The organism is Gordonia sp. VNK1 (assembly GCF_040049135.1).
Taxonomy (GTDB): domain Bacteria; phylum Actinomycetota; class Actinomycetes; order Mycobacteriales; family Mycobacteriaceae; genus Gordonia; species Gordonia oleivorans.
In genome coordinates, this window is record NZ_JBDZDJ010000004.1 from 160,853 (window position 1) to 183,455 (window position 22,603).

General features: G+C 67.5%; 25 protein-coding genes and 1 tRNA gene. 15 read left to right on the plus strand and 11 right to left on the minus strand.

Going from position 1 to position 22,603, the window contains the following annotated elements:
- The first annotated feature begins 67 nt into the window (after window positions 1-67).
- Window positions 68-595 (plus strand): phage holin family protein, encoded by a 528-nt coding sequence (locus ABLE94_RS06615; RefSeq protein ID WP_348808381.1) that lies wholly within the window; start codon window positions 68-70, stop codon window positions 593-595.
- 4 nt (window positions 596-599) lie between these two features.
- Window positions 600-1,538, plus strand: a complete 939-nt coding sequence (locus tag ABLE94_RS06620) for an alpha/beta fold hydrolase (protein WP_348808382.1) — start codon at window positions 600-602, stop codon at window positions 1,536-1,538.
- Window positions 1,539-1,583: 45 nt separating this feature from the next.
- Here ABLE94_RS06620 and ABLE94_RS06625 read toward each other — a convergent pair whose 3' ends face one another.
- The 4 genes from ABLE94_RS06625 to nth form a co-directional block, all read right to left on the minus strand.
- Window positions 1,584-2,777, minus strand: a complete 1,194-nt coding sequence (locus ABLE94_RS06625) for a MarP family serine protease (protein WP_348808383.1) — start codon at window positions 2,775-2,777, stop codon at window positions 1,584-1,586.
- Window positions 2,774-3,535, minus strand: coding sequence for an NUDIX hydrolase (locus ABLE94_RS06630; RefSeq protein WP_348808467.1), 762 nt, complete (start codon window positions 3,533-3,535; stop codon window positions 2,774-2,776). The genes ABLE94_RS06625 and ABLE94_RS06630 overlap by 4 nt, the downstream gene beginning before the upstream one ends.
- 140 nt (window positions 3,536-3,675) lie before the next feature.
- On the minus strand, window positions 3,676-4,503 hold the full coding sequence (locus ABLE94_RS06635) for a TlpA disulfide reductase family protein (RefSeq protein WP_348808384.1): 828 nt from the start codon (window positions 4,501-4,503) through the stop codon (window positions 3,676-3,678).
- Window positions 4,503-5,189, minus strand: a complete 687-nt coding sequence (gene nth / locus ABLE94_RS06640) for an endonuclease III (RefSeq protein ID WP_348808468.1) — start codon at window positions 5,187-5,189, stop codon at window positions 4,503-4,505. The genes ABLE94_RS06635 and nth overlap by 1 nt, the downstream gene beginning before the upstream one ends.
- Window positions 5,190-5,452: 263 nt before the next feature.
- Between nth and ABLE94_RS06645 the strand changes: the two genes are divergently transcribed.
- Both ABLE94_RS06645 and ABLE94_RS06650 read left to right on the plus strand, forming a co-directional pair.
- On the plus strand, window positions 5,453-5,665 hold the full coding sequence (locus tag ABLE94_RS06645) for a hypothetical protein (protein WP_348808385.1): 213 nt from the start codon (window positions 5,453-5,455) through the stop codon (window positions 5,663-5,665).
- Between the two features lie 148 nt (window positions 5,666-5,813).
- Window positions 5,814-6,488 carry a Crp/Fnr family transcriptional regulator gene (locus ABLE94_RS06650; RefSeq protein WP_348805329.1) on the plus strand — a complete coding sequence of 225 codons (675 nt, stop codon included), beginning with the start codon at window positions 5,814-5,816 and terminating at the stop codon, window positions 6,486-6,488.
- A 139-nt stretch (window positions 6,489-6,627) separates the two neighbouring features.
- Here the strand turns inward: ABLE94_RS06650 and ABLE94_RS06655 are convergent, their stop codons facing one another.
- The 4 genes from ABLE94_RS06655 to sp36 all read right to left on the minus strand — a co-directional run bounded on the left by ABLE94_RS06655 (window position 6,628) and on the right by sp36 (window position 8,951).
- Window positions 6,628-7,479, minus strand: coding sequence for an MBL fold metallo-hydrolase (locus ABLE94_RS06655; protein ID WP_348808386.1), 852 nt, complete (start codon window positions 7,477-7,479; stop codon window positions 6,628-6,630).
- Window positions 7,480-7,540: 61 nt separating this feature from the next.
- Window positions 7,541-8,308, minus strand: coding sequence for a TSUP family transporter (locus ABLE94_RS06660; RefSeq protein WP_348808387.1), 768 nt, complete (start codon window positions 8,306-8,308; stop codon window positions 7,541-7,543).
- Window positions 8,305-8,781: a RidA family protein gene (locus ABLE94_RS06665; RefSeq protein WP_348808388.1), complete on the minus strand. Its 477-nt coding sequence runs from the start codon at window positions 8,779-8,781 to the stop codon at window positions 8,305-8,307. Before ABLE94_RS06665 ends, ABLE94_RS06660 begins: the two co-directional genes overlap by 4 nt.
- A gap of 5 nt (window positions 8,782-8,786) precedes the next feature.
- Window positions 8,787-8,951 (minus strand): Sp36 family protein, encoded by a 165-nt coding sequence (gene sp36, locus ABLE94_RS06670; RefSeq protein ID WP_348808389.1) that lies wholly within the window; start codon window positions 8,949-8,951, stop codon window positions 8,787-8,789.
- Between the two features lie 57 nt (window positions 8,952-9,008).
- Here sp36 and bagA point away from each other — a divergent pair, with 57 nt between their 5' ends.
- Genes bagA through ABLE94_RS06685 form a run of 3 tightly spaced genes read left to right on the plus strand, consistent with a single transcriptional unit; the run spans window position 9,009 to window position 11,953 of the window.
- The gene (bagA, locus tag ABLE94_RS06675) at window positions 9,009-10,151 is read left to right on the plus strand and encodes an ATPase BagA (RefSeq protein ID WP_348808390.1); all 1,143 of its coding nucleotides are present in this window, start codon (window positions 9,009-9,011) and stop codon (window positions 10,149-10,151) included.
- Window positions 10,151-11,254 (plus strand): ArsA family ATPase, encoded by a 1,104-nt coding sequence (gene bagB / locus ABLE94_RS06680; protein ID WP_348808391.1) that lies wholly within the window; start codon window positions 10,151-10,153, stop codon window positions 11,252-11,254. The genes bagA and bagB overlap by 1 nt, the downstream gene beginning before the upstream one ends.
- A gap of 60 nt (window positions 11,255-11,314) precedes the next feature.
- The gene (locus tag ABLE94_RS06685; protein ID WP_348808392.1) at window positions 11,315-11,953 is read left to right on the plus strand and encodes a hypothetical protein; all 639 of its coding nucleotides are present in this window, start codon (window positions 11,315-11,317) and stop codon (window positions 11,951-11,953) included.
- A gap of 101 nt (window positions 11,954-12,054) precedes the next feature.
- On the opposite strand, the gene ABLE94_RS06690 is transcribed toward ABLE94_RS06685, so the two are convergent.
- Entirely contained in the window at window positions 12,055-12,363 is a 309-nt protein-coding gene (locus ABLE94_RS06690; protein WP_348805336.1) for a WhiB family transcriptional regulator, read from the minus strand.
- Between the two features lie 309 nt (window positions 12,364-12,672).
- On the opposite strand from ABLE94_RS06690, the gene ABLE94_RS06695 reads away from it, so the two are divergent.
- The 4 genes from ABLE94_RS06695 (at window position 12,673) to ABLE94_RS06710 (ending at window position 17,428) form a co-directional block, all read left to right on the plus strand.
- Window positions 12,673-15,126, plus strand: a complete 2,454-nt coding sequence (locus tag ABLE94_RS06695) for a penicillin-binding protein (RefSeq protein WP_348805337.1) — start codon at window positions 12,673-12,675, stop codon at window positions 15,124-15,126.
- Between the two features lie 73 nt (window positions 15,127-15,199).
- Window positions 15,200-16,198 (plus strand): metallophosphoesterase, encoded by a 999-nt coding sequence (locus ABLE94_RS06700; protein WP_348805338.1) that lies wholly within the window; start codon window positions 15,200-15,202, stop codon window positions 16,196-16,198.
- Window positions 16,199-16,209: 11 nt separating this feature from the next.
- Complete coding sequence (locus ABLE94_RS06705) at window positions 16,210-16,926, plus strand: haloacid dehalogenase type II (RefSeq protein WP_348805339.1); 717 nt, start codon at window positions 16,210-16,212, stop codon at window positions 16,924-16,926.
- 97 nt (window positions 16,927-17,023) lie between these two features.
- Window positions 17,024-17,428, plus strand: a complete 405-nt coding sequence (locus ABLE94_RS06710) for a DUF7144 family membrane protein (RefSeq protein WP_348805340.1) — start codon at window positions 17,024-17,026, stop codon at window positions 17,426-17,428.
- Window positions 17,429-17,955: 527 nt separating this feature from the next.
- On the opposite strand, the gene ABLE94_RS06715 is transcribed toward ABLE94_RS06710, so the two are convergent.
- Together ABLE94_RS06715 and ABLE94_RS06720 are read right to left on the minus strand one after the other, a co-directional pair.
- Window positions 17,956-18,393: a hypothetical protein gene (locus ABLE94_RS06715; protein WP_348805341.1), complete on the minus strand. Its 438-nt coding sequence runs from the start codon at window positions 18,391-18,393 to the stop codon at window positions 17,956-17,958.
- Between the two features lie 231 nt (window positions 18,394-18,624).
- A tRNA-Pro gene (locus ABLE94_RS06720) sits at window positions 18,625-18,698 on the minus strand.
- Between the two features lie 171 nt (window positions 18,699-18,869).
- On the opposite strand from ABLE94_RS06720, the gene ABLE94_RS06725 reads away from it, so the two are divergent.
- From ABLE94_RS06725 to ABLE94_RS06740, 4 genes are all read left to right on the plus strand, one after another.
- Entirely contained in the window at window positions 18,870-19,289 is a 420-nt protein-coding gene (locus ABLE94_RS06725; protein WP_348805342.1) for a DUF7144 family membrane protein, read from the plus strand.
- Between the two features lie 133 nt (window positions 19,290-19,422).
- Window positions 19,423-20,049 carry a lipocalin family protein gene (locus ABLE94_RS06730; protein ID WP_348805343.1) on the plus strand — a complete coding sequence of 209 codons (627 nt, stop codon included), beginning with the start codon at window positions 19,423-19,425 and terminating at the stop codon, window positions 20,047-20,049.
- 64 nt (window positions 20,050-20,113) lie between these two features.
- Window positions 20,114-21,154, plus strand: a complete 1,041-nt coding sequence (locus ABLE94_RS06735) for an acyl-CoA dehydrogenase family protein (RefSeq protein WP_348805344.1) — start codon at window positions 20,114-20,116, stop codon at window positions 21,152-21,154.
- A 46-nt stretch (window positions 21,155-21,200) separates the two neighbouring features.
- Window positions 21,201-22,424: an IS4 family transposase gene (locus ABLE94_RS06740; protein WP_348807660.1), complete on the plus strand. Its 1,224-nt coding sequence runs from the start codon at window positions 21,201-21,203 to the stop codon at window positions 22,422-22,424.
- The last annotated feature ends 179 nt before the right edge of the window (window positions 22,425-22,603 follow it).

The window sequence follows — 22,603 nt, forward strand, 5'->3', positions numbered from 1 at the left end:
ACTCCATCGACCCCGACGCGGGGCAGCATGGCAACATAACCCACACACCCCAGAGACGGAGGATGCTGTGAGCCGAAACGACAACGGCCAGTCTGCACCGAGCAGCCGGCCGGTCCCCGCGATCCCGCTGTCGGACGCGGATCTCGGCCCCAAGGGCGAGCCGACCATCGGCAACCTGGTCAAGGACGCGACCGCGAGCATGTCGACGCTGGTCCGTTCGGAGGTCGCACTGGCCAAGGCGGAACTCGTCGACGAGGCCAAGAAGGCCGGTGCCGGTACCGGCGCACTGATCGTCGCCGGCGTGACCGCCCTCTACGCCAGCCTGTTCTTCTTCATCTTTCTCGCCGAGCTGATCGCGGTGTGGTTGCCGCGCTGGGCGGCCTACCTGATCGTGCTGGGACTGCTGATTCTCATCACCATCGTCGTGGCGATCGCGGGATACCTGTTCTTCCGCAAGGTCCGCGGGCCCAAGAAGACAATCGCCTCCGTCAAGGAGATCCAGACCGTCCTGCCGTCGTCGTCGGTGCATACCGACCGATCCAAGGCGGCCGTCGCCACGGACCATCCGAACATCCCGCCCGCCCGCGAAGGCTGACACCGTGGTCGCGCCCGACCCGTCGAGCGTGCGGCTGCCCGGCGTCTGGCGTCACCTCGACGTCCGGGCCAACGGCCTCCGGTTCCACGCCGTCGAGGTCGACGAACCGATCGCCGACCGCCCGCTGGTGCTGTTGCTACACGGGTTCGGCGAGTTCTGGTGGAGCTGGCGGCACCAGTTGGGTGCGCTCTCGCAGGCCGGTTTCCGGGCCGTCGCGGTGGACCTGCGCGGCTACGGCGACAGCGACAAACCGCCACGCGGTTACGACGGCTGGACGCTCGCCGGCGACACGAACGGGCTGATCCGCGCGCTCGGCCACACCAGCGCCACCCTCGTCGGGCACGCCGACGGCGGCCTCGTGTGCTGGGCGACGGCCACCCTGCATCCCCGCGTGGTCTCGGCCATCGCGGTGATCGCCTCACCGCATCCCCGATCGCTGCGGCACGACGTACTCCTGCGCACCGATCTGCGATCGTCGTTCCTGCCCGGCTTCCTGGTCAATCAGCTTCCCCGCTACGCCGAGTCACGGCTGACCCGACGCGACGGCGCCTTCGTCGGCCGCTACTTCGGGCGGCGCGCCGGGGCGGCCTGGAAACGCACCGACGACTACGCCGAGGCGATCACCCGCAACCGTTCGGCGATCCAGATCCCCTATGTCGCGCACTCCAGCCTGGAGTATCAGCGCTGGGCATTCCGCTCCCAGTTCCGGCCCGAGGGCATCCGGTTCATGCGCCTGATGCACCGGCGACTGCACATCCCGACGCTGTCGCTGCGCGGCGCCGACGACCCGTTCATCACCGAACACGTGATGACCGAAAGCCACACGTGGGCCGAGGAATTCACCCACCACGAGATCCCCGGCAGCGGACACTTCGCCCATCAGGAACAGCCCGGGGCCCTCAACGCCCATCTGATCGAGTTGCTGCGGACGACGCGGACATAGCGCGGCATCGGTGCGGGTCCGGCCGCGTGCATCGCGGACGGCCCGTCACTCGCGCAGGCACACCCCGGTCCGCACCTGCGCATAGCGTCCTTGCGCCCGTTCCAGATCACTGCGGACGACGTTGGCGGTCAGCGCATATCCGGTCTCGTCGGCCGGGTTCTCCGCGGTTGCGAAGACGACGCCGAGAACCTCACCGTTTGCATTGATCATCGGCCCACCGGAATTGCCCTGCCGGATGACGCCCCGCACCGTGTACACCTCGCGCACCACCTGCCGGTTGCGGTAGATGTTGGCGGTCGGCAGTTCGCCCACACCACGTATCCGGACCGCCGTCGAACGGAACGGCCCGGCCTCCGGGAACCCCAGGACGATCGCGTCGTCGCCGGTCGCCGCCTCGCGCGCGGCGAACTCCAGGGGCTCGGCGCCGAGGTCGCTGACCCGTAGCACCGCGACGTCATTGCCGGCGTCGAAGAGCACCACATCGGCGTCGTAGGCGGCTCCGCCGTCCGGGGTCACCGTCAGGGTGGTGGTGCCGGCCACCACGTGCGCGTTGGTCATCACCAGATCGCGACCGACGACGAAACCGCTGCCCTCCAGCGCCTGACCGCAATCCGGCGCCTCACCCTCGATCTTCACCACACTCGACCGGACCTGCCGGACCACACGCGAATCGGCGAGAGCGGCATCGGGCGGATCGACCTGGCTGGCCGTGGTGGTGGGGCGCAGCACCCCGTCGAACACCTCGCCCTGGAACAGTTCGTCGAAGCGGTCGGCGGCGCGGGCCTCCAGGCCCGCCGGTGCGGCCTGCCCGACCGCACCGAGGACCGACGAGTTGTCGATGGCCTGCTTGAGGGGCGACCCGTCGTGCGACAACGGGATCGACAGCAACCACATCGCCAACACCGCCGCGATGGCCTGCAGCACCAGACCGACGCCGCTGTCGACGGCCCGCAGTTCCGGTGACCGGATGCCGCTGCGCAGGGCGCTGCCCAGGATCATGCCGGCGACCTCGCCGATGACCACCAGCCCGACGAGGACGACGACGGTGATCACCAGCTTCAGGTTCCGGTCGTCGGTGATCGAATAGGCATGTGGCACAAGCAGAATGCCGGCGACTGCGCCGAGCAGGACACCGAGCACGGCCAGCGCCGAGGCCACCGCACCGTGCCGGTAGCCGCTGATCGCCGCGATCAGCGCCACCGCGATCACGACGATGTCCACCCACGTCGAGGACGTCACGACTGCGTCCCGTCGTGCTGGTCGCGCAGATGCGCGGGCAGCACCGCGGCCGCACCGGTCTGCTGCGGGCTGCCGGCCAGCTCGATCATCTCGTCGAGGGGCCGGACGTCATCGGTGTTCCACGGCACCGCCCAGCCCGAGGCGTCACTGATCGCGGCCAGCAGACCGCCGGTGAAACCCCAGACGAGCAGACCGTCGACGAAGAACGCGGGCCCCTTGTACACCTGGCCACCGAGCACCGACCGACGAACCTGAAAGCGGTTCTGCGGCGCGAGCAGTTCTCGCAGCGACACCCGGGCCACCCGCGCGGTCTCCCCCGGGTCGACGGCGCGTACCGGTCCCGGCGTGCTCCAGTGCGCGAGTACCGGCACCACATCGAACCCGGAGACCGGCACCGGGAAGCTGGGCAGCGTCGCCAGGACGTCGACGCCGTGGGCGGACAGTCCCGTCTCTTCGTCGGCCTCGCGCAGGGCGGTGCCGACCGGGAAGTCGTCGCCCGGATCGACGCCGCCACCGGGGAAGGCCACCTGCCCGCTGTGCTGACGCAGCGTCGGCGCCCGCTCGGTCAGCAGCACCTCCGCGTCGGCGGGCAGACCCCCGGGATGCAGCGGATCGGCGTCCCACGATCCGGAGATCAGGATGAGCACCGACGCCGACCGGCGGTTGCGGCCCAGCATCGCGGCCCAGCGCGTCCGGTCACCACCGCGGGAGAGGACCCGCTCGCGGACCGCGGTGACGTCGTCGGTCAGCGTCCGCATCCACGGTGGGATCTGTTCCCGCGGTACCAGCGGACCGATCGGTGTCTCGGGGAAGTCGTCCGGGTCCGGTGTAGCGCCATCCTCCGGGCTACCGCCGCCGGAATCCGGGCTTCCCGGATTCCCGGAGCGGTGAAAGATTCTCACGTAGTGACCCCCGTCGCCGACCGCACCTCGTCGGCGATCTGCTGGGGATCGTCGAACACCGTGGGCGCGATCTTGGCCACACTACCGTCCGCGCGGACGATGATCGTGGACGGAAACACCCGCGGCGCCCGCAGCGCCGCAGCCACCGCACCGTCGGTGTCGAGGACGACCGGCAGGTGCACGCCGAGTTCGGTGAGGAATCGCAGCACCAGGTACTGGTTGCCCGCCCCCTCCTTGGCGTGCACGGTGAGCACGGTGACCTTCTCGCCCGCGCGCTGGGCATACTCGGCCAGCACCGGCAGCTCGCGGCGGCACGGCTCGCACCAGACCGCCCACATGTTGATGACCAGCGGCTTGCCGACGGTCCCCGTTCCGACGTCGTAGGGCGCACCGGTGGCCAGGCACGGCACGCTCACCCCGGCCAGCACCGCCGAGGGCCCGGGCGCGGGGCCGCCGACCTGCGGACACGGTGCGATCGCGGCGTCGGTCCGCGCCTGCGCCAATTGCGCATCGTCGACCTGCAGATCGGTTGCCGACAGCGCCCCGGACGGGCGGACCTGCTGCGACGACGAGGACGACGATCCGTCCTCACGCGGCCAGATCGCCACGACCAGCGCGATGACGACGACGAAGAACACCACCGTCCAGCGCGCGGCGGGCGGGAACCGGGAGCCGCGCGGTCGGTGCTCGGGTGCGGGCTGCGGGGCCGCGGTCGGCGGAGGCGCGGTCGGCGGGGGCGTCGCCGGCGGGGGCGTCGGCGTCTGTCCGGACGCGCTCTCCGGAGCCTCGGACGAACCGTGTGGGTCGCTGTGGTCGGTCGTCATCAGGGCGCGATCCCCGCCAACTCCAGCAGATGATCGGTCTCAGGTCCCTTCACCAGTGCCGCGGCCTGCTCCTTGTCCATCGGTCCGGTACCGACCGACGGGCAGTCCTTGGCGAGGATGCACACGCCGCAGGCGGGCTTACGGGCGTGACAGACCCGACGGCCGTGGAAGATCACCCGATGCGACAGGTCGGTCCAGTCCTTGCGTTCGATCAGCTCGCCGACCGCGTGCTCGACCTTCACCGGGTCGGTCTCCTCGGTCCACTGCCACCGGCGCACCAGCCGGCCGAAATGGGTGTCGACGGTGATGCCGGGCACCCCGAAGGCGTTCCCCAGCACCACATTGGCGGTCTTGCGGCCGAAACCGGGCAGCGACACCAGCTCGGGAAGCGTGTGCGGCACCTCGCCGTCGAAGCGTTCGACCAGCGCCTGCCCCAATCCGATGATGGAGTTGGCCTTGTTGCGGTAGAACCCCGTCGACCGGATCATCTCCTCGAGTTCGATCCGATCGGCCTGCGCGTAATCCCAGGAGGTCCGGTACTTCGCGAACAGCGCCGGGGTCACCTGATTGACCCGCACGTCGGTGCACTGGGCCGACAGGATCGTCGCCACCGACAACTCCAGCGGCGTGGTGAAGTCGAGTTCGCAGTACACATGCGGAAACGCGACCATCAGCGCCCGATTCATCCGGCGTGCACGACGCACAAGACCCAGGTGGGTCTCGTTTTTCACCGACCGCTTGGACGGCACCGCGACCGCGGCCGGCGCCTTCGCCGCCCGTGTCGGCGATCCCGGGGCCTTACGTGCACTCACCCGTTCAGATTAGCGATCGTGCGCGGGGTGATCGGCGCGCGCGTCGCCGCACTCGCCGCCAACGCTTTGGTCACAAAGCGATCACCACGGCCATTCTGGTTGGGAGTCGGCAACCCCTCCGGTGTTTACTGGGGGCCATGCAAGGACTCGCCGTGCTGCTGTTCCCGGCTGTGCTGATGCTCTTCGCGCTCGGCATGGAGAAGGTTCAAGCGTGGACCGACAAGGTCACGGTCAACCGTGACAACGTCGAGGAATTCCTGGAAGGCGCGGAGCCGCAGCACGTGGACACCCTCGCCCGCGAGGGGATGCCCGCCGCGCTGGACGAACTCCGCAACCGTCGGGCGGGTTGAGTCGTCGCGCATTTCCCGCAACGGGACACGCTCGCCATTGCGACGCCCGTGACCCATTCAACACTTATGCTGGTGGCGAGAGTAGCGTTGCACGAGGTGCGATGATCCGGTCGTACCCGGTGTTGTCACAGTGAGAAGGGACTCCTTGGTGGAGGAAGTACTGGCGCGGGCGGGCATATTCCAGGGTGTTGAGCCCTCTGCCGTTGCGGCGTTGACCAAGCAGCTGCAGCCCGCCGATTTCCCGCGTGGGCATGTCATCTTCCACGAGGGCGAACCCGGCGACCGGCTGTACATCATCCTGTCCGGCAAGGTGAAGGTCGGCCGTCGCTCGCCGGATGGACGCGAGAACCTGCTGACGATCATGGGGCCGTCCGACATGTTCGGCGAGCTGTCCATCTTCGATCCGGGTCCGCGGACCAGTTCGGCCACCACGGTGACCGAGGTGCGCGCGGTGTCGATGGACCGTGACGCGCTGCGCGCCTGGATCAAGGACCGTCCGGAGATCGCCGAGCAACTGCTTCGCGTCCTCGCCCGCCGCCTGCGTCGCACCAACAACAACCTCGCGGACCTCATCTTCACCGACGTCCCCGGCCGCGTCGCCAAGCAGCTCCTGCAGCTCGCGCAGCGTTTCGGCACGCAGGAGGGCGGCTCACTGCGCGTCACCCACGACCTCACGCAGGAAGAGATCGCCCAGCTCGTCGGCGCCTCCCGCGAGACCGTGAACAAGGCCCTCGCCGACTTCGCCCAGCGCGGCTGGCTGCGTCTGGAGGGTAAGAGCGTGCTGATCGCCGACTCGGAGCGCCTCGCCAGGCGCGCACGGTAAGAGCGGACCAGACCTGACAAAAGTGGGGGAAGAATCTTCTTCCCCCACTTTTCTGCTCTTCGGCAGGAAGTTTCTGGCCGACGATGACGAACCCCGCGGAAGAACACCGTCGGGCCCCGCAATGACCGTCGGACCGTGGTCATTCCCCCCGCAGGTACTCCAACTGCGCCTTCACCGACATCCGGGCCGCCGGCCAGAGCTTCTTGTCGACGTCGGCGTAGACCTTCTTGACCACCTTCATCGGCTTGGCCTGGTGCGCGGTGACACCCATCTCGTCGAGCGCGGCCTGGATCTGATCGATGCGCTCCTCGCGGTGCGCCTTGTAGAAGCGGGCCACCGGCTCGAGGGCCGGATGGTCGGGGCCGTGCGCGGGTAGCAGCGCCGCGTCGGCACCCTCGACGATGAGCCGGTTCAGCGACGCCATGTAGTCGCGCAGGCTGCCGTCGGCGGGGTCGATGACGGTGGTGCCGCTGCCGAGGATGGTGTCGCCGGTGAGCACCGCACGCGAATCCTCGTGCTCGACCAGGAAACTCACCGAGTCACCGGAATGGCCGGGGGTGAACAGGACGGTGATGCGCAGTCCGGCGATCTCGATGATCTCCCGGTCGCGCAGCGGCGGCGCGTTGCGACTGTGTTCGGCCAGCCGGGCGCGGGTGGGCGCACCGGTGTGTTTGGTCAACCGGTCGATGGCGCCGGTGTGGTCGAAATGCCGGTGGGTGATCAGCGTCAACGCGATACCCGGTTGGGCCGCAACGTTTTTCACATGTTTCTTGTGACGCGGCGGGCCCGGGTCGACGACCACACACTCGGCGTGGCCGGGTGCCCGCAGGATGTAGGTGTTGGTCCCGTCGAGTTCCATCACGCCCGGGTTCTCGCAGAGCAGCACCGACGCGAACGGGGTGACCTCGCGCAGCACGCCGTAGGCGGGATGGGAGACCGGCTCGTTCGCCGGGGTGGGTTCGTCGGGGGCTCCGACACCGGAATCCGTCATGCGCCCAGGGTAATCGCGCTCACACCGGCCGCCGGATCGGGTCGCCCGCGGCGCCCGCTGCTCACCCGGTGATCAGGTCATACGACAGCTTCGCCACCATCACCACGACGACGGCCAGCAGCACCCAGCGCACGAAGGCGCTGCCGCGCCCCAACGCCATCCGCGCCCCGATCTGCGCGCCGATCACGTTGCCGACCGCCAACGCCGCACCGAGCAACCACATCACATGCCCCTGCGCGGCGAAGACCGCCAGCGCACCGAGGTTGGTGCCGGTGTTGATCACCTTGGCCGTCGCCGAACTCTCCAGGAAGTTCGTCCCGACCAGCGCGGTCAGGGTGATGATGAGGAAGGTTCCGGTGCCCGGACCCATCACACCGTCGTAGAACGCGATGACGACGCCCGCGATCACCAGTCCGGCGATCATCGACGCCCGCGAACGTGGTGTGGCCGAACCGGATCCGAAGCCGGGGTTCAGGGCGACGAAGAGTCCCACGGCCACCAGCATCACCAGCACGATCGGTGTGAACACGTCGGTGGGCAGGCGGCTCGCGACGAAGGCGCCGGCACCCGAGCACACCACGGCGCAGGCGAACACCGGCGCCAGACGTCGCCAGTGCAGCGGCACCGCACGGGAGTACCGCCACGCCGCCGACGCGGTCCCCACGACCGCGGCGAGTTTGTTGGTGGCCAGCGCCGACGCCGGAGCGACGCCGGGCTGACCGATCAACAGCGCCGGGATGAGGATGAGCCCGCCGCCGCCGACGACGGCGTCGACCCATCCGGCGGCCGCCGCGGCGAGGATGAGCGCCGCGACGACCTCAGCGCTCACTGATCGGCGACCTCGACGATGAGTTCGACCTCGACCGGCGCGCCCAGCGGCAGTTCGGTCACGCCGACCGCCGATCGGGCGTGGACACCGGCGTCGCCGAAGATCTCACCGAGCAGGTCTGAGGCGCCATTGAGCACTCCGGGCTGACCGGTGAAGCCGGGTGACGACGCAACGAACCCCGTCACCTTGATCACGCGCACGACCGAGTCGATCCCGACGAGACCGTCGACGGCGGCCAGCGCGTTGATGGTGCACTGCCGGGCGGCCGCGGTGGCCTGATCCGGTTTGACGATGCCCTCGGCACCGACGCACACCTTGCCGCGCGCAGTCAGCTCGCCGTCGACGAACGGCAGCTGACCGGAGGTGTAGACGAGGTTCCCCGACCGCACCGCCGGCACGTAATTGGCCACCGGCTTCGGTGCGGTGGGCAGCGCGATTCCCAGTTCGTCGAGACGTCGGGTCCAGGTACCCATCGCGATCAGCCCTTCGGTCGCTTCAGGTAGGCGACGTGCTGCTCACCGGTCGGTCCGGGCAGCACGCTGACCAGCTCCCAGCCGTCGGCGCCCCACTGATCGAGGATCTGTTTGGTGGCATGGGTCAGCAGCGGAACCGTCACGTACTCCCACGGGGTCACTTCACTCATGTGGGTTAGCCTAACCGGTTTGTTCCCGCGGACTTCTACAGTGGATAGGGTGGGGCGATGGTCGACGATACTGCCGATGACGGCACGACACACACCGCCGGGGGCGGCGCCGGTGACGGCGCGCGGTATGCGGCGCAGGCCAGGGCCGACGACCTGGCCGACGATGTGACGGCAGCCGCCCTGCGCGAGGACACCGAGGACGTGACCGCGCAGAACTCCTGGCCGGACTCCGCGGCCCGCGCCCGGTTGCACTTCGTCTCCGGCAAGGGCGGCACCGGCAAGTCCACGGTCGCCGCGGCACTGGCGCTGACCCTCGCCGCCGACGGCAAACGCGTCCTGCTCGTCGAATGCGAGGGCCGGCAGGGCATCGCGCAACTCTTCGACAGCCCGCCGCTGCCACCGACCGACACGCGAATCGCCACGTCCGAGGGCGGCGGCGAGGTGTGGGCGCTGGCCATCGACATCGAGCACGCCCTGCTCGAATACCTCGACATGTTCTACAACCTGGGCTTCGCCGGCCGCGCGATGAAGCGCATCGGGGCGATCGACTTCGTCACCACCGTGGCCCCGGGTCTGCGCGACGTGCTCATCACCGGCAAGGTCAAGGAACGCATCATCGCAACCGACAAGAAGGGCACCCGGGTCTACGACGCGGTCGTCGTCGATTCGCCACCCACCGGCCGCATCGGCAGCTTCCTCGACGTCACCAAGGCCATGGCCGACCTGGCCAAGTCGGGACCGATCCGCAACCAGAGCGAGGGCGTGGCCCGGCTGCTGCACTCGGAGGAGACCGTGATCCATCTGGTCACCCTCCTCGAGGCGATGCCGATCACCGAGACAATCGAGGCGGTCGACGAACTGCGCGGCAAGGATCTGCACATCGGCAGCCTGATCATCAACCGCGTCAACCCGATTCATCTGCCCGCCGACTCGATCGACGACATCGCCGAGGGGCACATCGACGCCGCCACCGTGGCGAAGGGACTGACCGCGGTCGGCATCGACGCCTCCGAATCCGACTTCGCCGGACTGCTCACCGAGACCATCGAGCACGCCTCCCGGCTGCAGGCCCAGCAGGTCGCCAAGGCGCAGCTCGACGAGGTCGAGGTGCCCACCCTGGAACTGCCCACCCTCGGCGACGGCATCGACCTCGGCGGGCTCTACGAACTGGCCAATCTGCTGCAGAAAGCGGGCGCGTGATGCCACTGGACCTGAAGATGGGCGCCGTGCTGGCCGACCCGGAGACCCGCGTGGTGATCTGTTGTGGCGCAGGCGGAGTCGGCAAGACGACGACGGCCGCCGCGATGGCGCTGCACGCCGCCGAGGCCGGTCGGACCGTCGCGGTGCTGACCATCGACCCGGCCAAGCGGCTCGCCCAGTCACTGGGGATGAGCGAACTCACCAACGACCCGCAACCGGTCGCCGTCGACGGTGCCGGAACGCTGGACGCGATGATGCTCGACATGCGCCGCACCTTCGACGAGATGGTGCTCGAATACTCGACACCCGAACGCGCAGCGGCGATCATGGAGAACTCCTTCTACCAGACCGTGGCCGAATCCTTCTCCGGCACACAGGAATACATGGCCATGGAGAAGCTCGGCAAGCTGTTGGAGACCAATCGCTGGGATCTGATCGTCGTCGACACCCCGCCGTCGCGGAATGCACTGGACTTCCTCGACGCCCCGCAACGCCTCGGTTCGTTCCTGTCCGGACGGCTGATGAAGATGCTCGTCGGCGGTGGCCGCGGGGTGGGCCGGATGGTCACCGGCGCGATGAGCCTGGCGATGCGTGGCGTCTCCACCATCATCGGTGGCGACATGCTGCGTGATGTCGCCACCTTCGTGCAGTCACTGGACTCGATGTTCGGCGGTTTCCAGGACCGGGCGATGAAGACCTACGAACTGCTCAAGCAGCCCGGCACCCGATTCGCCGTGGTGGCCGCCGCGGAACCGGATGCCCTGCGCGAGGCCGCGTTCTTCGTCGATCGGCTCTCCGAGGAGTCGATGCCGCTGACCGGACTGATCCTCAACCGCACCCACCCCAACCTCACCGGCATCACCGAGGACGCCGCGCGGGCGGCGCTGGAGCGCAGCGACGGCGACCTCGACGAACTCACCCGCGGCGTGCTGCTGGTGCACGCCGAACGCGCCGGGACGGCCAAGCGTGAGGTCCACCTGCTGCAGCGGTTCACCGCCGCCCACCCCACGGTGCCGATCGTCGGGGTCCCGTCGCTGCCGTTCGAGGTCGCCGATCGGGTCGCGTTGCGCGCGGTCGCCGAGCAGATCACCGGGCGGGGCTGACGCATCACATACATCGGGGGATGGGCGCGCCACTGTGCGGGTTCGGCGGTTCTCGGCGGGTTGCTCACCACATTCGGCGCGGCACTGTTCCAGGGACTCGCCAGCCCCGGCGGCCGCGGCTACGTGACCTACATCGCGGTGTGGCCGGAACCCGCCGATGGCTTCGGGTCGGAGACGCTGCGTTATCTGACCGTCGCGGTGATCGGCATCGTGATCGGCGCGCTCGCCGCAACGGTCTCGTATCTGACCGGCGCCCGGGCCGCCCCGGCCGGCTCCCGCGTCGGCCTGACCGTGACGGCCGGACTCGTCGGCATCACGCTCGGACTGGCGCCCGTTCTCGCGATGCTGACGGTCACCGACTACCCGGACGTCTCACCGCTGCTGATCTACGGGGTCTGTGGCGTCCTCGCGTACGTGCTCGCCGTGGCCGCGATCGGCCTGGCGCTGAGGGCCGTCGGAGATGAGCGGGTGCGGTCGACGATGTACGCCACCGCGGCCGTGTTACCGATCGGGGCGGTGGCGGCCACGGCCGGCGGGGTGCTGAGTGCATGGACGCTCGGGTTCTCGACCACGACGTCGACCTGGATCGTCGTGGTGATCCTGGTGATCGGTGTGCTGGGCGCCACGCTCGCGGTGGCGCGCGGGGTGGCACTGCGGCGGGCGGGCCGGGGTGCGGGCCACGACTCTCACCCGGTCTGAACGCGAATCGTTCCGCCCGGTTCCGACCTGGATCAGAAACGTCACATCACCGGCGGGATGTACCCGGCCGGTGATGTGTGAAGTGACTTCTCTGCGCTACCTCAGCCCGCGACCCGCTGACGCCGACGCTGCGCCTCGAAGAACTCCGCCCACGAGGTGACCTCGGGATGCTGACGCAGCAGCGCGCGACGCTGACGTTCGGTCATGCCGCCCCAGACGCCGAATTCGACCCGATTATCGAGCGCGTCGGCGCCGCACTGCAGTTGCACGGGGCAGTGGCGGCAGATGGTGGCGGCCTTGCGCTGGGCGGCGCCACGAACGAACAGATCGTCGGGATTCTCGCCGCGGCAGCGCGCCTGCGACACCCACGTCAATCGCGCCTCTTCCGTTGAAACCGCCGCTGTCGCCATCGTCGCCCCTGTCTGTCGTTGTGTGCCGGCCACCCGCGTCGCCGGCTTCTCGACTGCAACCCGCCTATTCGAGATCGCCGCGTCGTATTTGATACATACAACACTCTGTCGGACCTGATGTTAAGTGAGTCACATTCTGCCCTCAATCTAGGGATCTGTGCTGAGGACCGCAACCCCTGGGCCGGAAAAACTGGCACACACGTGCAGACTTGACGAATCGTCGCAGTTCAGAAGGCATGCCGTGGTCGATGACGTCGCCCGCGGTCGAGGCTGCGCGGGTGTTGACGAAATCACACGTATCCTGTCGTGGTGCCGATCTCGAAGAAGCTGGGGCCACTCGCCGCGGCGTGTGTGCTCGCCGGTGTGTTGGTCGCCGGACTCCTCTATCCCGTGGCCACCGGAATCGGAGTCGTCTCCAATCGGGCGGCATCGGCGGTGGAGAACGTCTCCTCCGAACTGCTCAACGGCACCCTGCCGGAGGTCACCACGATGACCGACGCGGCGGGCAATCCGATCGCGTTGCTCTTCGATCAGTACCGCTATCAGGTCGGCTACAACGACATCTCGCAGAACATGATCGGCGCGATCATCTCGATCGAGGATCGGCGCTTCCTCGAACACGACGGGGTCGACTGGAAGGGCACGATCCGCGCGGCGCTGAAGAACTCGTCGTCCGGCGAGGTGCAGCAGGGCGCGTCGACCCTGGATCAGCAGTACATCAAGAACTATCAACTGCTCGTGCTCGCCCGTACCGAGGCCGACCGGCAGGCCGCCACCGAGACCACCCCGGCGCGCAAGCTGCGTGAGGTACGGATGGCGTTGACGATGGAGCAGTCGCTGATCGAGCAGGCCAAACGCAAGGGCCTCTCGGACGCCGCCGCCAAGCAGGAGGCGAAGAAGCAGATCGTCACCCGCTATCTGAACGTCGTGCCGTTCGGCAACAACGCCTACGGCATCGAGGCCGCGGCGCAGGTGTACTTCAACTCGCACGCCAAGGATCTGACTGTCGAGCAGGCGGCGCTGCTCGCCGGAATGGTGCAGTCCAGTAGCGCGCTGAATCCGTACACGAACCCCGAGGCGGCGTTGGCGCGGCGCAACACCGTGCTCGACACGATGATCCAGAACTTCCCGGATCGCCGCGACGAACTCATCGCCGCCAAGGCCAAGCCGCTGGGCGTGGTGCCCAACCCGAACATCCCGACCCAGGGGTGCATCGGCGCCGGGAACAACGGCTTCTTCTGTGACTACGCGCTGCAGTTCCTGGCCGAGAACGGCATCTCGCGGGACTCGGTGATGCGCGGCGGCTACATCATCAAGACCACGATGGATCCGCAGGTGCAGCGGTCGGTGCAACGCGCCCTGCAGACCCAGGCCGACCCGCAGGCCGACGGCGTCGCCAGCGTCATGAGCGCGATCCGGCCGGGCACGACGTCACACCCCGTGCTGGGCATGTCGTCGAGCCGCAACTACGGCCTGAACCAAAACGCCGACGAGACCGTGCAACCGCAGCCGTTCTCCCTCGTCGGTGACGGCGCCGGGTCGGTGTTCAAGGTGTTCACCACGGCTGCGGCCCTGGAGAAGGGCGTCATCGGCACCGGCTCCAACATCCCGGTGCCCGCCTTCCTCGCCGTCCAGGGCATGGGTAACAGTGGCGGTTCCTACGGCTGCCCGGCCAACAGTTACTGCGTGCGCAACGACGGGCGGTACCCGGCGACGATGTCGATCAGCCAGGCGCTCGCGCAGTCCCCGAACACCGCGTTCGTCGGGTTGCTGCAGCAGACCGGGGTGAAACCGACCGTCGACATGGCGGTGCGGCTGGGTCTGCGGTCCTACAACACCCCCGGCACGTCGGGCAGCGGCGACAAGTCGATCGCCCAGTACGTCAAGGACGGCAACTTCGGTTCGTTCACCCTCGGGCCGTTCCCGGTCAACGGGCTGGAACTGTCCAACGTCGCCGCGACGCTGGCCTCCGGCGGTGTGTGGTGCCCGCCCAATCCGATCGGGTCGATCAACACGATCAAACGCGACGAGAACCTCAACGCGGTCCCGGGACCGGACGGCAATCCGGTGCTCAACGCCGTGCCGTTCAACCCGCCGGCCTGTGACCGCGTCGTCGAAGAGGGACTGGCCAATTCGCTGGCCGTCGCGATGGGCCAGGACGATCGTGGGGGAGGCACCTCGGCCGCCGCGGCCGGGGCCACCGGATGGAATCTGCCCGTCTCCGCCAAGACCGGTACCACCGAGGCGCATCGTTCCGCGGCGTTCCTCGGCTTCACCAACAACATCGCCGGCTCGGTGTACGTCTACAGCGACGGACCCAACCCGGAGGGCATCTGCACCAGCCCGCTGCGGTCCTGCTACGACGGAAACCTGTACGGCGGTTACGAACCCGCGCGCACCTGGTACTCGGCGATGCTGCCGGTGGCCAACAACTTCGGCCCGACCGCGTTGCCGCCGTCCGATCCGCGGTATGTGGCCGGCACCAGCCGTGGCCGCATCCCGAACGTCACCGGACTGACCGCCAGCGACGCGACCTCGCGCCTGCAGGCCGCCGGATTCAAGGTCACCCAGCTCGAGGTCGACTCCGCCCGCCCGCAGGGCACCGTGCTCTTCACCGCGCCGTCGGATTCCGCACAGCCGGGTACCACCATCACGATGTACGTGAGCAATGGTCGTCGCGCCGAGGGCGGCAGCGGTGAGCCGACGCAGACCACCGTGCAGGTGCCCGGCGTCGGACCGGTGATCATCGACCTGCCCGGCTGAGGCGCGCGCCGGCGTGCCCGGTGAACACGCCAACCGGCGTGTCGGGCAACCGGTGTACGCGTATCGTGGGGTGATGTCCATCCTCGATGCGAACCTGGTTCGGCAGCTCGATCGCCACCTCCCGACGTCGACGACGGCCCGCTCGGTGGCAGCCGGCGCCGGACTCGCGGCCGCCGGACTCTTCTACTCGACGGTGATCGAACGCAATGCGTTCACGCTGCGGCACACCACCATGTCGGTGCTCGAGCCGGGCGCCACACCGCTGCGGGTGCTGCACATCAGCGATCTGCACATGATGCCCGATCAGCGCCTCAAGCAGGCGTGGGTGTCCGAACTCGATGCGCTCGAACCCGACCTGGTGATCAACACCGGCGACAATCTCGCTCACCCGCAAGCGGTTCCGGCGGTCATCCAGTCCCTCGGCGGGCTGCTGTCGCGGCCCGGCCTGTTCGTCTTCGGGTCCAATGACTACTTCGGCCCGAAACCGAAGAACCCCTTCAAGTACTTCCGGACCGAACACAAGCGGACCCACGGGGCACCGCTGCCGTGGCAGGATCTGCGGGCCGCTTTTGTCGAACGCGGCTGGCTCGACGCCACCCACACCGTGCGCGAACTCGAGGTCGCCGGCGTCCGGGTGGTCGCTGCGGGCGTCGACGACCCGCACATCGAACGCGACCGCTACGACACGATCGCCGGCCGTCCCAACCCGCTCGCCCAACTCCGACTCGGGCTGACCCACTCGCCCGAGCCCCGGGTTCTGGATCGCTTCGCCGCCGACGGCTACGACCTCGTGCTGGCCGGGCACACCCACGGCGGCCAGCTCTGCCTGCCGTTCGTCGGTGCCCTCGTCACCAACTGCCACCTGGATCGTTCCCGGGTGAAGGGCCCATCCAATTGGGGCTCGACGATGAAGCTGCACGTCAGCGCCGGCCTGGGCACCTCGCCGTATGCCCCGGCCCGATTCTGCTGCCGCCCTGAGGCCAGCCTGCTCACGCTGACGCCCGTCTCGCACGGTGACGCCACCTTCGACGAGGATCAGTCACTGCCGCAGCTGGCCACCGACGCGCACTGAGACGCGGCCACGTGCCCACCGTCGGCGACAGTCTGGCCGAGGAGGTCTCGGTTTTCGCCTTCGACACCTTCGGGACCGTCACCGACTGGTTCAGCGGTATCCGTGCCGCGGTGGCCGAGGAGATCGGCGACGTCGACGCCGCCGAGTTCACCCGCGAGTGGCGTCGGCGCTACTCCCCCATCCTGGCCCGGGTCGAATCCGGTGAACTGGAATGGCGCGGCCTGGACGATCTGCAGGCCGAGACCCTCGGCCTGGTGGCAACCGGGTTCGGCGTCACTCTCGACACCGGCGCCGCCACCCGACTGGTACGGGCGTGGCGAACCATCCCCGGCTGGCCCGACGCGGCATCCGGTCTCGCTCGCCTGCGGAGCCGATTCACGGTGTGCGCGTTGAGCAATGGGAGTGTGGCGTTACTATCCGCGATGGCCAAGCACAACGGCTTCGGTTGGGATGTCATCGGCGGTTCGGACCTCTGGCGGCATTACAAGCCGCATCCGGCGACCTACCTCGGCATCGCCGAACTCCTCGAGGTGACGACCGATCAGGTGATGATGGTGGCGACCCATCAATCCGACCTCGACGCCGCACGTTCGGTCGGCCTGCACACCGCATTCATCGAACGCCCCCTCGAATGGGGTGATGCGTCATTGAAAGACGATTCCGGGTCGGCGGACAACGATGTCCATGCCCGCGACATCCTCGATCTGGCAAGCCAACTCGGCTGTTGATCCCGACCAGCGGGTTCATCCTTTTCGGGCGATGCCCACCCATGTGACCGGGCGTGAGAATGATTTCCGGAAACATTTTCACGAAAGGGGCATTGTCATGTCGGCACCAGTTCAGGATCGGCATCCGGTCCGCCAGGGGTTCGCGGGCGGCGCCACCATCGGCGCCGGCGTCCTGCTGCTCGTCGCCGGCGTCCTCGGCTTCCTGTCGGGGATCTCGGCCATCGTCAACGACGACCTGTTCGTCGTCGGACCGCAGTACGTCTACCAGTTCGACCTCACCACGTGGGGCTGGATCCACCTCATCGTCGGCATCCTCGCGATCGCCATCGCCTTCGGGATGTTCGTCGGCGCCACCTGGGCCCGCGTGTGCGCGGTGATCATCGCGGCGATCTCGATCATCGCGAACTTCCTGTGGCTGCCCTACTACCCCTGGTGGTCGGTCCTGGTCATCGCGTTGGATCTGTTCGTCATCTGGGCCGTGTGCACCTGGAAGACCGACTGAGAACCGGGCCACCGTCGCATCCGGTGATACGACGACGACCCGGCCGAGTTCGCACTCGGCCGGGTCGTGTCATGCGGCGATCGGATTCGATCGATGGGCGATTATCGACGGGCGATGAAGTGTGACTGAGGTCGTCGCCTGCACTTCCGATCACCGTCGGTTCACTCCGCGTTCCGTCGCTTTGGAGTGACCCGTTTCCGCCAGAAGGATGATCACCACACCCACGTGCTTATCCTCGGGATCATCGCAAACGATGTACCAGATTCGACCTCCACCAGTCACCTCGTACTGTCAGCGAACATACTCGCGCCCTTCGTAAGTCGCCGTCGCGAGCTTTCCCTTCAACGGGTGTACACGACCTTGGCGCCTCTCCAACGGCGTGCGCGTGAGATAGTCCCACGCGTCGGTCGCAGCATACTTCGCTCCCGCGAGGAACGCCTGCCAACCTTGGTGCGCCCTGCTGTTTCCGCAACAGACCAGGCACTCCGACTTCTTGACAGGACGGGGTACCTGATTACGAATGTCACTCAAGGCTGCTCGGCAGGGACCGGGGAGGTCGTGATCTCGGGACCATTACCAGGGATGAACCCGGCAGCATAGGCCGCCGCGGTTCCCCGCCACGCGTCGTACTCATCGAGCAATCGCTGATAGATCCCGAGTTCAACGGCGCTCCACAGCAAGCTGTCGATCTCCGCAGCACATTCCTGCTGCTGGTCATCGTCCAACTGACCGAACCACGCGTCGACAGCGCGAAGAGCATCGATCACATGCCCGTGCGTATGGGTGGCACGCATGAGCCGCGACGCCAAAGCAATCCCCGCCTCGCGGCTTTCGAGGTCACCAGCCCGCATCAGCACAAGGTCCGCAGCATCACGACGCGTGATACGGACAGCACCGTGCTCTGCCTCTGCGATCACCTCATTGGGGTGGCGCAGCAGGTCGGTAAGAGTGTGAGTGGTGCCCATGGTGTCAATCTTAGTGCACATCAGATAAACCTCTGATGTTTCTTCCACAAGCCGCGCGGACCCGGAAATGGTGCCGTCAGAGCCACTATTCGCGAGGAGTCCACCGCACTTCGGACCGTCGGCTCACCACCGCGACCACAGTCAGCGGGCCGGCCGTTCCGGCCATACGGACAAGTAAGGCGCTGACCCGGAAAACCAGGTCAGCGCCCTGCTGTCGTCTCAACCAACGAGTCGGGGTGGCGGGATTCGAACCCACGACCTCTTCGTCCCGAACGAAGCGCGCTACCAAGCTGCGCCACACCCCGTGTGCAACCTGCGATAGCTTACCCCCGGAGTCCGCCGGGAGTTAAATCGGCTGGTCAGCGTGCCAATCCACGACTCATTGTGAGTCGAATCCGCCCAACACATCCCCTCCGATCTCAGGTTCGCGTAAGGATGGGATCACGCACGTCGCGTACAGGAAAGGACCGCACATCATGAGCAGTTCCATCGAGGATCGCGAGATCAACTCGTCCACCAAGACCGGCTTCGCACTCGGGATCTCGATCGTCGCCGCGGCGTTGCTGTTCGTCGCCGGCATCGTGGCGATCTTCGAGGGCATCGCAGCCCTCAGCAACGACGAGATCCTGGTGGTGGGCGTCGACTACACCTTTGAGCTCGATCTGACGTCGTGGGGCTGGATCCACATCATCGTGGGCGTCATCGCCGTCGTCATCGCCGGTGGTCTCGCCGTCGGTACCGCCTGGGGCCGGGTGGCGGCGATCGTCATCGCGTCGCTGTCGATCATCGCCCAGTTCCTGTGGCTGCCCTACTACCCCGCCTGGGCCATCCTCATCATCGTCCTCGACATCATCGTGATCTGGGCGGTGGCCACCTGGAGTCCGGCCAACGCCTGACGGCGCTCGGGTGTCGACGGGCTGCCTCGTGGCGGCCCAGCCCGCCGTCGTCTCCGGCGGGCACCGCTCACCCATCCGGATCACCCGTTCGCGGCGAATGGCTGACGTTCACAGAACGAAAGGGAGTTCCACCATGCCGCTCGCGCGCCGCACCATCCGTCTGTTGCTCGTGCCCCTGGCCGTCATCGGCGCGGCGGGTGCGATGATCATCGCACCCGCCACCGCCGACGCCGCGCCACTGAAGCCCGTTCCGAAGCTCGACGTGCAGCGCTACCTGGGCACGTGGTGGCAGCAGGCCACGATCCCGTCGTTCTTCGGTGTCCGCTGCGCCAAGGACACCAACGCCACCTACGGCGTCATCGACGCGACCACGATCAGCGTCGACAACAAGTGCACGTCGTTCACTGGGCAGCCCGATGGCATCAAGGGCAAGGCGACCGTGGTCGATCCGGTGAGCAACGCCCAGCTCATCGTCACCTTCCCGGGTGTCCCCAACACCATCGATCCCGGCAAGACCCCCAACTACATCGTCTCGTGGGTGGCCGACGGCGCGACACCGGACGCCCCCTACGAGTACGCGGTGGTCGGCGACCCGTCACGCCTGTCGGGATTCGTGTTGTCCCGCAAGAAGGTCCTGACCACCGCGGAACTGCGGATGCTCAAGGATGCGACGGAGAAGGTCGGCTTCAACTCGTGCACCTTCCTCATCTCGCCGACCACCGGTGGGCGCAGCGACTATTCGCCACTCTGCACGGTCTGAAGATCCGCGATCGGGTCGGTGCGGTTGCGCCCGGTGCCCACCTGATCGGTCGTAGCCTGATCAGGTGAGCACCCCCCGCCCGCCCGAAGCGCTGTTGGCCGATGCCTACCGCATCGCCGACGAGATCCTCTATCCCGCCGCCGGCGAGGTGGACCGCATCGGGATCATCCCCGAATCCCATTGGTCCCACCTCGCCGGCGCCGGACTGTTCGGGATCGCCGACGCCGGGGCACGTCTCGATCTCACCGCAGTCCTCGAGATCCAGGAGGTCCTCACCAGCGGTTGCCTGTCCACCGCTTTCACCTGGCTGCAGCATCACGGCGTGGTCATCGCCCTGTCCTCGACGTCCAATGCGGCCCTGCGTTCGGAGTTGTTGGCCGACACGGTGAGTGGACGGCTGCGCGCCGGTGTCGCCCATGCCGGCGTGGTACCCACCCCGCCGCGGATGACGGCCACCCGCACCACCGACGGCTGGATCATCGACGGCTACGCCCCGTTCGTCAGTGGCTGGGACATCATCGACCTCCTGCAGATATCCGCCCGCGACGTCGAGACCGACGACGTGATCGCCGCCATCCTGCCCGCGCGTCGCCCGATCCCCGAGATCACCGCGAGCCCCATGCACCTGTCGGCCGGAAATGCCACCAGCACAGTGTTTCTGCGCGTCGAGGGCCTACGGGTGAGCGACGCACAAATCGTCAGTCGCGTCTGCCTCGACGACTTCTTCGCGAGCCAGAACATCGGCCTGCGCATCAACGGCACGCTCCCCTTCGGCCTCGTTCGACGCGCCACGGCACTGCTGGAGCGACTCGACGACGTGCACGCCGCCCGAGCACTACGCGAACGGGCCGGTGTGATCCGCGCACGCCTCGACGAATCCCTGTCCGACACACCGGCACTCCTCGACGCCCGCGCCGATGCCGCCCGACTGGCCGTCGAGGCCACCTCCGCACTCGTCGCCGCCGACGGCGGCCGCGCCCTGGTGACCGGCTCCACCCCGGAACGCCTGGCCCGCGAGGCGATGTTCACCCTGGTCGCCGCGAGTCGACCTCAGGTGAAAGACCTTCTCGTCCAACGATTCAGCGGAGCCGATAACCCGAGTTAAGCCCAATACCGTTCAGTTAAGGTTGCAAGGGTGTAGTTTGTAGGGTATGCCTCGTGCTGGGTGGGTGAAGCCTGAGTCGGATCGTCGGTTGTCGGATGTGGTGTCGGTGGGTGTGTTGATGCGGACGTTTCCGCCGGATGTGGTGGATGAGGTGATCGCGGCGGCGGGCCGGACCGAGGTGCGTCATCGGGCGTTGCCGGCGCGGGTGATGGCGTATTTCTCGATTGGGATGGCGTTGTATGCCGAGGGCTCGTATGAGGATGTGTTATCCCAGCTCACGGATGGTTTGTCGTGGGCGTCGGGGTGGGAGGAGTCCTATCGCGTTCCGGGGAAGTCGGCGATTTTTCAGGCGCGCTCGCGTCTGGGGTCGGCGCCGATGAAGGCGTTGTTCGAGCGAGTGGCGGTGCCGTTGGGGAGCGAGTCGACGCCGGGGGTGTGGTTGGCGGGGCGTCGGCTGGTTGCGGTGGATGGGACGTGTCTTGATGTGGCGGACTCGGCGGTCAATGATGAGTTCTTCGGGCGGCCCGGGGTGAACAAGGGTGAGCGGGCGGCGTTCCCGATGGCGCGGCTGGTGGCACTCGCCGAGTGCGGCACGCACGCCATTTTCGCCGCCGCGGTGGGCACGTACGCGCAGTCCGAGGCGGTGCTGATCGAGTCGTTGCTGCCGCGTCTGACGTCGGGGATGCTGGTCACTGCTGATCGTGGAGTGTTCTCGTATGCGTTGTGGCGCAATGCTATAGCGACGGGGGCGGATCTGTTGTGGCGGGTGAAGACCTCGGGTACAGGCCCGAAGCCGCGGCATGTGAAGGACTTGCCGGATGGGTCGTGGCTGGCTGAGCTGCAGCAGACGCATTCGGCTGCGGCGCGGCGCGCTGAGCCGATGCTGGTGCGGGTGATCGACTACACCATCGATGACGGTCGGGAGAACGCCGAGCAGTATCGGTTGCTGACCACGATCCTGGACCCGGACGAGGTCGGTGCGGTCGAGTTGGCTGCGGCCTATACCGAGCGGTGGGAGATCGAGATTGCCTTCGATGAGCTGAAAACCCACCAGCGTGGGCCCCGTACCGTGCTGCGCTCGAAGTCTCCTGATCTTGTGCTGCAGGAGATTTGGGGGCATCTGTGTTGTCACTATGCGATCCGGTCGTTGATGGTCGAGGCCGCCGGTCACGCCGGCCACGATCCTGACAGGGTCAGTTTTGTTGCCGCACTGAGGATTACTCGCCAATCGGTCGCCCACCAGGGCGACTTTCCCCCCTCACGACCCTGACACAACCAGCCACAGCTGGCTCACCTTCCTCACTCGCCTCACGCGCAGACTCAACCCTGCACGCCGCCGCAGAGCTAACCCACGTGTCGTCAAACGCAAATACGTGAAATGGCACGTCAAACGCGCTCACCACGCCGCCTGGCCGCAACCGACACAGTCACCGGTCTACGCAACCGCAC

Coding starts and splice junctions, on each gene's coding strand:
- ABLE94_RS06630 (WP_348808467.1), bottom strand. CDS start 3,535: ATGCGGACGCTGACCGACGACGTCACCGCGGTCCGCGAGCGGGTCCTC.
- ABLE94_RS06635 (WP_348808384.1), bottom strand. CDS start 4,503: ATGACGACCGACCACAGCGACCCACACGGTTCGTCCGAGGCTCCGGAG.
- nth (WP_348808468.1), bottom strand. CDS start 5,189: ATGAATCGGGCGCTGATGGTCGCGTTTCCGCATGTGTACTGCGAACTC.
- ABLE94_RS06645 (WP_348808385.1), top strand. CDS start 5,453: ATGCAAGGACTCGCCGTGCTGCTGTTCCCGGCTGTGCTGATGCTCTTC.
- ABLE94_RS06655 (WP_348808386.1), bottom strand. CDS start 7,479: ATGACGGATTCCGGTGTCGGAGCCCCCGACGAACCCACCCCGGCGAAC.
- ABLE94_RS06665 (WP_348808388.1), bottom strand. CDS start 8,781: ATGGGTACCTGGACCCGACGTCTCGACGAACTGGGAATCGCGCTGCCC.
- sp36 (WP_348808389.1), bottom strand. CDS start 8,951: ATGAGTGAAGTGACCCCGTGGGAGTACGTGACGGTTCCGCTGCTGACC.
- bagA (WP_348808390.1), top strand. CDS start 9,009: ATGGTCGACGATACTGCCGATGACGGCACGACACACACCGCCGGGGGC.
- bagB (WP_348808391.1), top strand. CDS start 10,151: ATGCCACTGGACCTGAAGATGGGCGCCGTGCTGGCCGACCCGGAGACC.
- ABLE94_RS06690 (WP_348805336.1), bottom strand. CDS start 12,363: ATGGCGACAGCGGCGGTTTCAACGGAAGAGGCGCGATTGACGTGGGTG.
- ABLE94_RS06700 (WP_348805338.1), top strand. CDS start 15,200: ATGTCCATCCTCGATGCGAACCTGGTTCGGCAGCTCGATCGCCACCTC.
- ABLE94_RS06710 (WP_348805340.1), top strand. CDS start 17,024: ATGTCGGCACCAGTTCAGGATCGGCATCCGGTCCGCCAGGGGTTCGCG.
- ABLE94_RS06715 (WP_348805341.1), bottom strand. CDS start 18,393: ATGGGCACCACTCACACTCTTACCGACCTGCTGCGCCACCCCAATGAG.
- ABLE94_RS06725 (WP_348805342.1), top strand. CDS start 18,870: ATGAGCAGTTCCATCGAGGATCGCGAGATCAACTCGTCCACCAAGACC.
- ABLE94_RS06730 (WP_348805343.1), top strand. CDS start 19,423: ATGCCGCTCGCGCGCCGCACCATCCGTCTGTTGCTCGTGCCCCTGGCC.
- ABLE94_RS06740 (WP_348807660.1), top strand. CDS start 21,201: ATGCCTCGTGCTGGGTGGGTGAAGCCTGAGTCGGATCGTCGGTTGTCG.